This is a genomic window from Immundisolibacter sp., assembly GCF_041625615.1.
Taxonomy (GTDB): domain Bacteria; phylum Pseudomonadota; class Gammaproteobacteria; order Immundisolibacterales; family Immundisolibacteraceae; genus Immundisolibacter.
On sequence record NZ_JBFJTF010000009.1, the window covers coordinates 17,583 to 27,324 of the forward strand.

The following is a 9,742-nucleotide window of genomic DNA, read 5'->3' on the forward strand; positions in this document are numbered from 1 at the left end:
CTGCGTTCGTCGCCCCCTTCCGCGCCATGACCGGCGCTGCCGCCCTGCCCGCTGCCCCCGCCATGCCGTCACCCGCGGCACTCGACGACACCCTGCTCAGTGACCGCCCGTCGCTGCGCCGCGACCTGTCTGCGCTGCAGCAACAGCCGCCGGACAGCCCGGCCGGCCAGCGACTCGCCCAGCGCATCGAGCAGCGTCTGGCACATTCCGCGGCGGTTCTGGCGGCGCGCCGCGCCGCCCGTCCGCCGCAGATCGCGTTTCCGGCCGAGTTGCCGATCAGCGCCCATCTGACCGACATCGCCGACGCGCTGCACCGTCACCCGGTGGTGGTGGTGTGCGGCGAAACCGGCTCGGGCAAGACCACGCAGCTGGCCAAGCTGTGCCTGCAACTGGGCCGCGGCCTGCACGGGCGCATCGGCCACACCCAGCCGCGGCGCATCGCGGCACGGGCGGTGGCGGCACGCCTGGCCGCCGAGCTGGCTGCCCCCGCGGCTGTCGGCTACAGCGTGCGCTTCGACCACACCGTGGCCGACGCCGCGGCCATTCAGGTCATGACCGACGGCCTGCTGCTGGCCGGCACACAGTCCGACCCGGACCTGCTGGCCTACGACACGCTGATCATCGACGAGGCGCACGAGCGCAGCCTGAACATCGACTTCCTGCTCGGCTACCTGCACCGCCTGCTGCCGCGCCGCCCGGATCTGCGCCTGATCATCACCTCGGCCACCATCGACCCGCAGCGGTTCGCCAGGCACTTCGGTGACGCGCCGATCATCGAGGTATCCGGTCGCGGCTACCCGGTGGAGCAGCGTTACCGGCCGCTGAGCACCGCCGACCGAGACCAGGCCGACATCAGCCTGAGCGAAGGTATCGTGGCGGCGGTGGGCGAGCTGCAGGCGCACGGGCCAGGCGACGTGCTGGTGTTCCTGCCGGGCGAGCGGGAAATCCGCGACGCGGCCGACGCGCTGCGCGCCCACAGCGCCGACATCGAACTGCTGCCGCTGTATGCCCGCCTGTCGCGCGCCGAGCAGGAGCGCGTGTTCGCGCCGGCCCGCCGGCGCCGGGTGGTGCTGGCCACCAACGTGGCGGAAACCTCGCTCACCGTGCCCGGCATCCGTTACGTGATCGACAGCGGCCTGGCACGCATCAGCCGTTACAACGCCCGCAGCCACGTGCAGCGCCTGGGCGTGGAGAAGATTTCCCAGGCCTCGGCCGATCAGCGGGCCGGACGCTGCGGGCGGCTCGGGCCCGGCGTGTGCATCCGCCTGTATGGCGAGGACGACTTCGCCGGCCGCCCGGCCCACACCACGCCGGAGATTCTGCGTGCCTCGCTGGCCGGCGTGTTGCTGCGCATGCACGCGCTGCGCCTGGGGGACGCGCAGGCGTTCCCGTTCATGGACCCGCCGCCGCGCCGGCAGATCAACGCCGCCCGCCAGCACCTGTTCGAGCTGGGCGCGCTCGACGCCACCGGCGCCCTGACCGACATCGGCCGGCAACTGGCGCGCTTTCCGCTCGACCCGGCACTCGGGCGGATGCTGATCGAGGCCAGCCGCACCGGCGCCCTGCGCGAGGCGCTGATCATCTGCGCCGCGCTGGCGGTTCAGGACCCGCGCGAGCGCCCCCTGGAAGCACGCCAGAAAGCCGACCAGCTGCACCGGCAGTTCGCCGACCCGCGCTCGGACTTCCTCACCCTGCTGAACCTGTACCGGGCCTTCACCGAGCAGGCCCAGCACCTGTCACGCGCCAAGCTGCGTGCCTGGTGTCGCGACAACTTCCTGTCGTACCTGCGCCTGCGGGAGTGGCGTGACGTGATCGGCCAGCTGACCGAACAGGCCAACGCCATGGGCCTGCGCCGCACCCAGACCGAAGCCGACTACGGCGCCATTCACCGGGCGTTGCTCAGCGGCCTGCTGACACACGTGGCCCGCCGCCCGGACACGCCGCATGGGCGGCGAGGCCGGCACCGTGGCCCCATCCCCCTGGAGGGCCCGCGCGGCACACAGCTGCGGGTGTTCCCGGGGTCGCCACTGGCGCGCAAGCCGCCGCGCTGGCTGATGGCCGCGCAGCTGGTGGAAACCGGCCAGTTGTATGCGCGCACGGTGGCCGGCATCGAACCGCACTGGCTGGAGTCGGCGGCCGCCCACCTGCTGCGCCGCAGCCACAGCGAGCCGCACTGGCATGCCGCCAGCCGCCGACCGATGGTCTTCGAGCGGGTCACCCTGTACGGGCTGACGCTGATCGCCCGCCGGCCGGTGCCCTATGCGCCGATCGACCCCGTCCATGCCCGCGCCATCTTCATTCGCGAGGCGCTCATCGACGGCCTGTTCGATGCCGACTGCCCGGACCTGGCCGCCAACCGGCGCCTGCTGCAGACCCTGGAAACACTGCAGGCCAAGGCCCGCCGGCCGCTGCTGGTCGACGAGGACCACCTGTTCGCCCTCTACGACGCACGCCTGCCGCAGGACGTCTGGGACGGCCACCGCTTCACACTGTGGCTGCGCCGGGCGCCCGCCGGCGCGCTGCGACTGGACCGCGCCGAACTGCTGTGCGAGTCGGCGACCGACATTACCGGCCACGACTTCCCGGACCGTCTGGCGGCCGGCAGCGCGCTGCTGCCGCTGCACTATCACTTCGCGCCCGGCCAGCCGCACGATGGCGTCACCGCGCGCATCCCGGACACGGCGCTGGAGGTGCTGTCCGAGTCCGTGTTCGACTGGCTGATTCCCGGCTGGCTGGTCGAGAAATGCACCGCCCTCATCCGCACCCTGCCGGCACCACTGCGCCGCGCCTGCGGCCCGGCGCCGAACGCCGCCCGGGCAGCGCTGGCCCGGCTCACACCCGGCCGAGGGCGCCTGCCTGTCGCGCTGGCCGGTGCCCTGGGGGAGTTGACCGGCGAAGTCATCACGGCCGACGCCTTCCATGCCGAGCGGCTCGATCCGCACCTCACGTTCCGGTTCGAGATCGTGGACGAACACGGCAACCCGCTGGCCAGCGGCCGTGACTGGCAGCAGCTGCGCGAGCGCGTCGCCGGCCGTGAGCCGGCCAGACCAGCTGCCGACACGCATGCCATCGAGCGCGACCAGGTCCTCGCCGACGACTTCGCCACCTTGCCCGACCAGGTCACGGTCTGCGGTCCGGCTGGCGTCGACTGGCTGCGCTGGCCGGCGCTGGTGGACACCGGTGACGGCTGCGCGGTGCGACTGTTCGACGACCCCAGCCGGGCCAGCGCCGCCCACCGCCGCGGCGTGCTTGCGCTGCTGACACAGCGCCTGGCGGATCGGCTGCCGGGCGTGCCCGGGGCCGCCGAGACCGCCTACCGCCGGCTCGGCACGGCCACGGCGCTGCAACGCGACCTGCACCTGGCCACTGTCCGGCAGCTGTGGCCGGACGATGCCCAGGCGCCACGCGACCGGGGCGGTTTCGAGACACTGGCGGCACGGCTGGGGGCCGACCTTCCCGCCGCCGGCGAGCGCCTGGCCCACACGGTGACCGAGACCCTGACCGCCTGGCAGGCGCTCACCCGGCAACTCGATCAGGTAACCACCCTGACGCTGCTGGACGTGGCCGGCGACCTGCGTGACCAGCTGCAGCGGCTGATTCACCCCGGCTTCGTGGCCGACACGCCGCCGCACTGGATGGGTGAACTGCCCCGCTACCTGAGCGCCGCGACACGGCGCCTGGGCGCGGCACGGCACGATGCGGCTGCCGACCGCAGACGCGCGCTGGGATTGCGGCCGCTGTGGGAACGTTACTGGGAACACCGTCCGGTGCAGACGACGCACCCGCACCATGCCGACTGGGTTCACCTGCGCTGGCTGCTGGAGGAATTGCGGGTGGCGCTGTTCGCGCCCGAACTGGGCACCCGCGAGCCGGTGTCCGTGGCGCGCCTGCACAAGCAGCTCGATGCGCTGACCGGCGCCCTGCCCGCCCGTCGCGGCGCGGCGGGCTAGCCCCCCGGAAACGAAAAAGGCCCCGCCGGTGCCTGTGCACCGACGGGGCCCGATCAGCCCGTGGTCCGGGACTTACTTCTGGATGGCAGCGATGAATTCGTCCGCCTTGCAGATGTCCGACAGATAGGTCAGCGAGGTCTGGATGGCGGCGTCATGCGCCTCCTGGCTGCCGGCGCACACGCAGTCCTCGATGACGACGCAGCTCAGGCCCATGTCCACCGCCGACCAGACGGTGCCTTCGACCACGAACGTGGTGGCAACGCCGATCATGGCGATGTCGGTGATGCCGTTCTTGTCCAGCACTTCCTTCAGGTTGGAGCCGCAGAAGGCGCTGATCATGGCCTTCTTGACGATTTCGTCACCCGGCTGCGGGGCCACGTCCTCGTGGATCTGCGCACCCCAGGTACCCGGCTGCAGGGTCGGGCCACCGGAGCCGAGCATGCGGAAGAACGCGCCGCGGTGGGGCATGGTCGGCGAGTTTTCGTCGAACTCGACCACGATGTGGATCACCTTCATGCCGGCCTTGCGGGCGGCGTCCAGCACCTTGGCGCTGCGCGGCAGGATGTCGGTGTCCTGCACCATCTTGGCGAAGCCGGCCGCCTGCGCCAGCGGCGCATCGGGATGGATGATGTCGTTCTGGAAATCCATCGACAGCAGGGCGGTCTTCTTCACGTCGATTTCGATGGCCATCTATTTAGCTCCTTGGTTGATTGACTGTGAGACGGATCGGTACCGGTCGACCAGGCCGCTTCAAAAGTGCACGCGGAACCGGCTCGGCTCGAAGCCGTCCGGCACCGTGGGCGAATGCAGCAGCTCCACCGCCGGCGACACCTCCACGAAGGCCAGCGCCAGAAGCATGAGGTTGCCCTCGGGCGCGGGCAAGTCGTCGACGGGGAATTGGTCCAGGTGGGCGATTATGCCCTCGATGCGTGGCAGCAGCGTGTCATACACCCGCTGCAACTCGGCCAGCGGCGTGGACAGGCGCTTGCCGTGACGCTGATGCTCTGCCGGCAGCGCCCAATCGGCCAGCCACGCCAGGTCCTCGTACCCCGACGGCAGGGCAAAGGGGGGCGTGCTCATGGCCGGCCCACCCATTCCTGCACCGTGTGCAGCTGGTGACGCACGGCGATTTCCATCTCGCTGATCGGCAGGTGCTTCAGCACGCCCGAGGCCATCGCCTTCTGCGCGAACTCCAGGGTGCTGAGGTCCTCGTACAGGATGTCGCGCAGCAACACCTTGGTGTGTTCCTGGGCGAACTTCTGCCCGGCGCTCTCGGCGTCGAGCTGGTAGATGTTCATCTCCCAGGTCGACTCGTCCACCGCCACCGGCCAGAAGTTGTAGGTGAAGTACCAGCCCGGCCCGACATCGATGAAGAAATTCGGGAACAACACGTTGATGTCGAACCACCAGTTGGGGCTGTTGTCGGGATTCAGGCCCGGCAGGTCGACCATGTCGCCGGGTGCGAAACTCATGCCGTACTTCCAGGCCAGCGTCTCGGACGGCGTCGGTTTGTGGCCCGGGTTCACCCACACCGAGCCGGAGTGATGCGGCCCGTAGATGCGCGCCGAACTGAGCAGGCCGTAGGGGTTGTCCTGCCCGGCGCAGGCGTCCGGCACGGTGTGCCGGTGCACCATCATGACGTGGTAGGCCTCATGGAAGGCGTCGATGAAGGTCTTCCAGTTCGCCTTCACGCGCGCGCTGTAGCGGGCGATGTGGTTGAAACGCTGGAACGGATAGTCATCCAGCTGGGTGCCCATGCCGCCCAGGAATTCGCGCAGGCCGACCTGCGGCTGCGGCTCCCAGTGCACGAAGATGAAACCGTTCCAGATGTCGGTGGCGACCGGCCGCAGGCCGTAGTCGGCGCGGTCGAAGTCGGCGAAGTAGGTTTCGCCGGGCACCCCCTTCAGACGGCCGTCGAGGTCGAAGGTCCAGCCGTGAAAGTTGCAGATGAAGCCCTGCGCATTGCCCGTGTCGCAGATGCTGACGGCCATGCCGCGGTGGGTGCAGACATTGTGGAAGCCACGTACCTGGCCGTCCCTGCCACGCACCAGCAGGACCGACGTCCTGAGCACCTCGATCTCGCGCACCACGTAGTCGCCGGGGTTCGGCAGCTCGTCCTCGCGAGCCACCTCGAGCCAGGCGCGGCGGAACACCTTTTCCCGCTCCTGCTCGAAGAACTCGGGCGAAATATAGGGCTCGACCGGCAGCGGGCCGGACCCCATGTCCGGCACCGCCGTGGTGATCTGGGTATGAAACGACGCATCCGGCTTGGTCATATCCGTTTCTCCTCCGGATAGTGATTATGTTTTCCGGCCGGTCGATGGTACGAGACTTTCGCTACCCTCAGTCCACGGACTTCCACGGCAGGCGCGCCGGGTCGTCCTTGTACCACCCCTGAATGTTTTTCTTCAGGATCTTGCCGGTCAGCCCCTTGGGCAGGTCGGCAACGATCTCGATGTGCTTGGGCACCTCGTACTTCGCCAGCCGCGGACGACAGAAGTCGAGCAGTTCGTCCACCGTGGCCTGCGCGCCGTCCTTGAGACTGACAGTCGCCACCACCGCCTCGCCCCATTCCGGATGGGGCGCGCCGACCACCGCCACCTCGCGCACCGACGGGTGCTCGGCCAGCACCGTCTCGACCACACTGGGATAGACGTTGGCAGCACCGGAGATGATCAGGAAGTTCTTGCGGTCGGTCAGGTACAGGAAGCCGTCGGCGTCCAGCCGGCCGAGGTCATGCGTGCGCAACCAGCCGTCCACCAGCGCCTGCGCGGTCTGCTCCGGCAGGTTGAGGTAGCCGAGCATGTTGGTGCTGGAGCGGATCCACACCTCACCGACCGCATCGGCCGGCAGCGGCTGCCCCTGCTCGTCGCGAATGGACAGTTCCATGTGCACGCCGCCACGCCCGCACGACGTCAGCAGTTCCGGACGGTCGCGCAGACCGCGCACGTGGTCGTCGTGATGCAGGAAGGTGACCCAGCCGCCGGTGCACTCGGTGATCCCATACAGCTGCATCATTTCGCAGCCGAAGGTCTCCATGGTGCGGCGGATCAGCGCCGGGCGCGCCGGCGACGAGCCGTAGGTGACCAGGCGCAGCGAGGACAGGTCGTAATCGCCGCGGTCGTACTCGTCGAGCAGGCGCTGCATCATCAGCGGCACGATGATGGTGGCGGTGACGCGGTACCGGCCGACGAACTCCAGAAAACGCGCCGTGTCGAAGTCGCCGTTCGGCAGCACCACGGTCATGCCGTTGACCAGATTGAACGAGCCCAGCACGAAGGTGATCCAGCCGGATGCGGTCGGCGGGAACCACACGTCCTCGTAGCGCAGGCCAATGCTCAACACCGTGTAGAGCATCGAGTCGCGCATGGCGCCCTGCCCCAGCATCACCCCCTTGGGCAGGCCGGTGGTGCCGGAGGTGTAGCTGAGGGCGATCAGGGCGTCCTCGGCCAGCGACGGCCACTGCGGACGCTCCCGCGCGGCGCTCAGAAGCGACTCGTAATCGTGATCGAGGCCGTGCTCGCCGCCGTAGCCGATCAGCAGCCGGCCATCGGCACGCAGATCGTCCAGGATTGGCTCGAGCAGCGGCACGCAGTTGGCCTGCACCAGGATGACCCGTGCATTGCTGTCGCGAATGACGTGCAGCATCTCGCGCGGCGCGTAGCGCCAGTTGATGCCACAGCGCACCAGGCCGCTCTTGTAGCAGGCAAACAGGTGCTCGTAGACCTCCAGGTGCTCGTGGCTGAGGATGGCCGCCACGTCACCCGCCTGGAAACCCAAGCCCTGCAGGGCGGCAGCCAGGCGGTCCGAGCGGTCGTCGATCTGCCGCCAGGTCAGATGGCGATCACCGTCGTGGTAGGCGATCCTGTCCGGGTAATGCGCCGCGCAGCGGGCGATGTAATCACGTGGCAGCATGGCTGCCGCCTCCTCGTACGATCGTGTGGGGGAACCGGCCCAAGAACATCAGGCCGGCGCGAATTTCAACAGGGGCAGGCCCTCGCCCGCCGTTTCGAAGACGGCACGCACGGGCTGGCCGACAGCCAGCCGATCGTTGGCGATACCGACCACGTTGGCCAGCAGGCGCGGCCCTTCCTCGAGTTCGATCAGGCACACGTTGTACGGTACCAGTCCCTCGAACGCGGGATCAAAACTGCGGTGCATCACCACGTAGCTGTAGATCTCGCCGCGACCGGACGCCTGACGCCAGGTGATGGCCGTCGAGCCGCAGTTCTCGCACACAAAGGCCCCCGGGGCCAGCCAGGTATCGCAGTCCGGGCAATGCTGCACCAGTACCTTGCCCTCGCCCATGGCATCGAAATGCGGCTGGTTCAGCTCGTTCAGGACCGGCATCGGCCAGCCCTTGATGCGCGTGATGTCGTACATGGCGACCTCCTTACAGGCTGGCGTGCGGACTGGTGATCATGCAGGCGTGGTACATCATTCGCCCACCGTACGCGGCGGTGAGCACCAGGTCGTGCTTGACCTGCCGTTCACCGGCCGTGCCGCGCGCCTGCATCACGCCCTCCGACAGGGGTGTGCCGCCCTGCAGGTAGTAGCCGGACAGCTGACCACCGCCGGTGTTGACCGGAAAACTGCCGCCCGGCGCGGTCTGTCCGGCCAGCACGAACTCGCCCGCACCACCCGGCTCGACGAAGCCGTACTGCTCCAGTTGCAGCAGGATGCAGTAGGTGAAGGCGTCGTAGACCTGGGCGCAGTCGATGTCCTTCGGGCCGACACCGGCCATGGCGTAGGCGCCCTGCCCGGCCAGCTTGGCGCCGATCTCGATCTCGTTCTCGAAGCCGCGGCGGTTGGTGACACCGCGGTGCCCCTGGCCCATGCCGTGGATGTACACGGCCGGCTGTGGGCCGTCGGCGGCACGCTCGGCGCTGGTGACCACCACCGCCACCGCGCCGTTGACGGGAAACGAGCAGTCGAACAGGTGGAACGGCTCCACCACGTACGGCGAGGCGTGGTGGTCCTCCAGAGTCAGCGGCTTCTTCATCATGGCCAGTGGACTCTTGAGCGCCCACTGGCGACAGGCAACCGCCACCGCCCCCAGGTGATCCTCGTTCAGGTTGTTGTTGTGCATGTAGCGCCGCGCCGCCAGGGCATAGGCGGCCACCGGACCGAACAGTCCGGTTGGCGCCTCCGACCCCAGCTTGCCCATCAGCGGCAGCGGCATGCCAAAGGCCTGCTGGGTGCTGACACCCGGCACGATGGGCGCATCTGCAAACACGCACACCACCGCCTTGGCCATACCGGCCTGCACTGCCAGGGCTGCCTGCTGCACCATCTGCACCCCGGACGAGCCCTCGGCCTCGACCACCGAGCACAGCGTCAGATCCTTCAGGCCCGCGTAGTCGATCAGGTCCATCGGCAGATCCATCAACGAGGCGACAGGGCTCTTGTTGATGAGCAGGCCGTCGATGTCGGCCTTCTTCAGGCCGGCGTCGGCAATGGCGCGGTGGATGGCCGTGACGGCAAGCTGCCACGTCGGGCCGATGTACTGACGGCTCAGATCCGACATGGCAAAGCCACGGATCGCCGCCAGCGGTTTTTTGCTGGCCATGCTGATTCTCCTCCCGGTCGGCGGGGTTGAACGTTAGCCGTCCCTGGCCGGTAGCGGTCATTCAAAGACACAGCCGCCCGGCACAGGCCGGGCGGCTGAAGCACATCACCGACGGCGCCGGGCGCCGTCGGTGGTTCAAATCAGACACGACAGCGTCGGTATGGCCTCGTCGCCGTTCACCAGCACCACTTTCTTGTAGGCCATGCGCAGTTGCCCGTCGACC

The 9,742-nt window shown here is 68.8% G+C and carries 7 protein-coding genes; 1 reads left to right on the forward strand and 6 read right to left on the reverse strand.

Annotated features, from left to right (window positions below; all coding sequences use genetic code 11):
• Positions 1-62: 62 nt before the first annotated feature.
• Positions 63-3,950 (forward strand): ATP-dependent RNA helicase HrpA, encoded by a 3,888-nt coding sequence (gene hrpA, locus ABYX71_RS01500; protein ID WP_372694210.1) that lies wholly within the window; start codon positions 63-65, stop codon positions 3,948-3,950.
• Positions 3,951-4,022: 72 nt separating this feature from the next.
• Here hrpA and ABYX71_RS01505 read toward each other — a convergent pair whose 3' ends face one another.
• From ABYX71_RS01505 to ABYX71_RS01530, 6 genes are all read right to left on the reverse strand, one after another.
• Positions 4,023-4,640 carry a cysteine hydrolase family protein gene (locus ABYX71_RS01505; protein ID WP_372694212.1) on the reverse strand — a complete coding sequence of 206 codons (618 nt, stop codon included), beginning with the start codon at positions 4,638-4,640 and terminating at the stop codon, positions 4,023-4,025.
• A gap of 60 nt (positions 4,641-4,700) precedes the next feature.
• Positions 4,701-5,030: a hypothetical protein gene (locus ABYX71_RS01510; protein ID WP_372694214.1), complete on the reverse strand. Its 330-nt coding sequence runs from the start codon at positions 5,028-5,030 to the stop codon at positions 4,701-4,703.
• Positions 5,027-6,226, reverse strand: a complete 1,200-nt coding sequence (locus ABYX71_RS01515) for an aromatic ring-hydroxylating dioxygenase subunit alpha (RefSeq protein WP_372694216.1) — start codon at positions 6,224-6,226, stop codon at positions 5,027-5,029. Before ABYX71_RS01515 ends, ABYX71_RS01510 begins: the two co-directional genes overlap by 4 nt.
• Positions 6,227-6,293: 67 nt before the next feature.
• The gene (locus tag ABYX71_RS01520) at positions 6,294-7,865 is read right to left on the reverse strand and encodes a class I adenylate-forming enzyme family protein (protein WP_372694218.1); all 1,572 of its coding nucleotides are present in this window, start codon (positions 7,863-7,865) and stop codon (positions 6,294-6,296) included.
• A 48-nt stretch (positions 7,866-7,913) separates the two neighbouring features.
• On the reverse strand, positions 7,914-8,333 hold the full coding sequence (locus tag ABYX71_RS01525; protein ID WP_372694220.1) for a Zn-ribbon domain-containing OB-fold protein: 420 nt from the start codon (positions 8,331-8,333) through the stop codon (positions 7,914-7,916).
• A gap of 10 nt (positions 8,334-8,343) precedes the next feature.
• Positions 8,344-9,519: a thiolase family protein gene (locus ABYX71_RS01530; protein WP_372694222.1), complete on the reverse strand. Its 1,176-nt coding sequence runs from the start codon at positions 9,517-9,519 to the stop codon at positions 8,344-8,346.
• Positions 9,520-9,742: the final 223 nt, after the last annotated feature.

What these genes read in the sequence shown, in the direction of transcription:
- ABYX71_RS01510 (WP_372694214.1), bottom strand. Translation starts at nt 5,030, where the DNA reads ATGAGCACGCCCCCCTTTGCCCTGCCGTCGGGGTACGAGGACCTGGCG.
- ABYX71_RS01505 (WP_372694212.1), bottom strand. Translation starts at nt 4,640, where the DNA reads ATGGCCATCGAAATCGACGTGAAGAAGACCGCCCTGCTGTCGATGGAT.
- ABYX71_RS01525 (WP_372694220.1), bottom strand. Translation starts at nt 8,333, where the DNA reads ATGTACGACATCACGCGCATCAAGGGCTGGCCGATGCCGGTCCTGAAC.
- ABYX71_RS01530 (WP_372694222.1), bottom strand. Translation starts at nt 9,519, where the DNA reads ATGGCCAGCAAAAAACCGCTGGCGGCGATCCGTGGCTTTGCCATGTCG.
- ABYX71_RS01515 (WP_372694216.1), bottom strand. Translation starts at nt 6,226, where the DNA reads ATGACCAAGCCGGATGCGTCGTTTCATACCCAGATCACCACGGCGGTG.
- hrpA (WP_372694210.1), top strand. Translation starts at nt 63, where the DNA reads ATGCCGTCACCCGCGGCACTCGACGACACCCTGCTCAGTGACCGCCCG.
- ABYX71_RS01520 (WP_372694218.1), bottom strand. Translation starts at nt 7,865, where the DNA reads ATGCTGCCACGTGATTACATCGCCCGCTGCGCGGCGCATTACCCGGAC.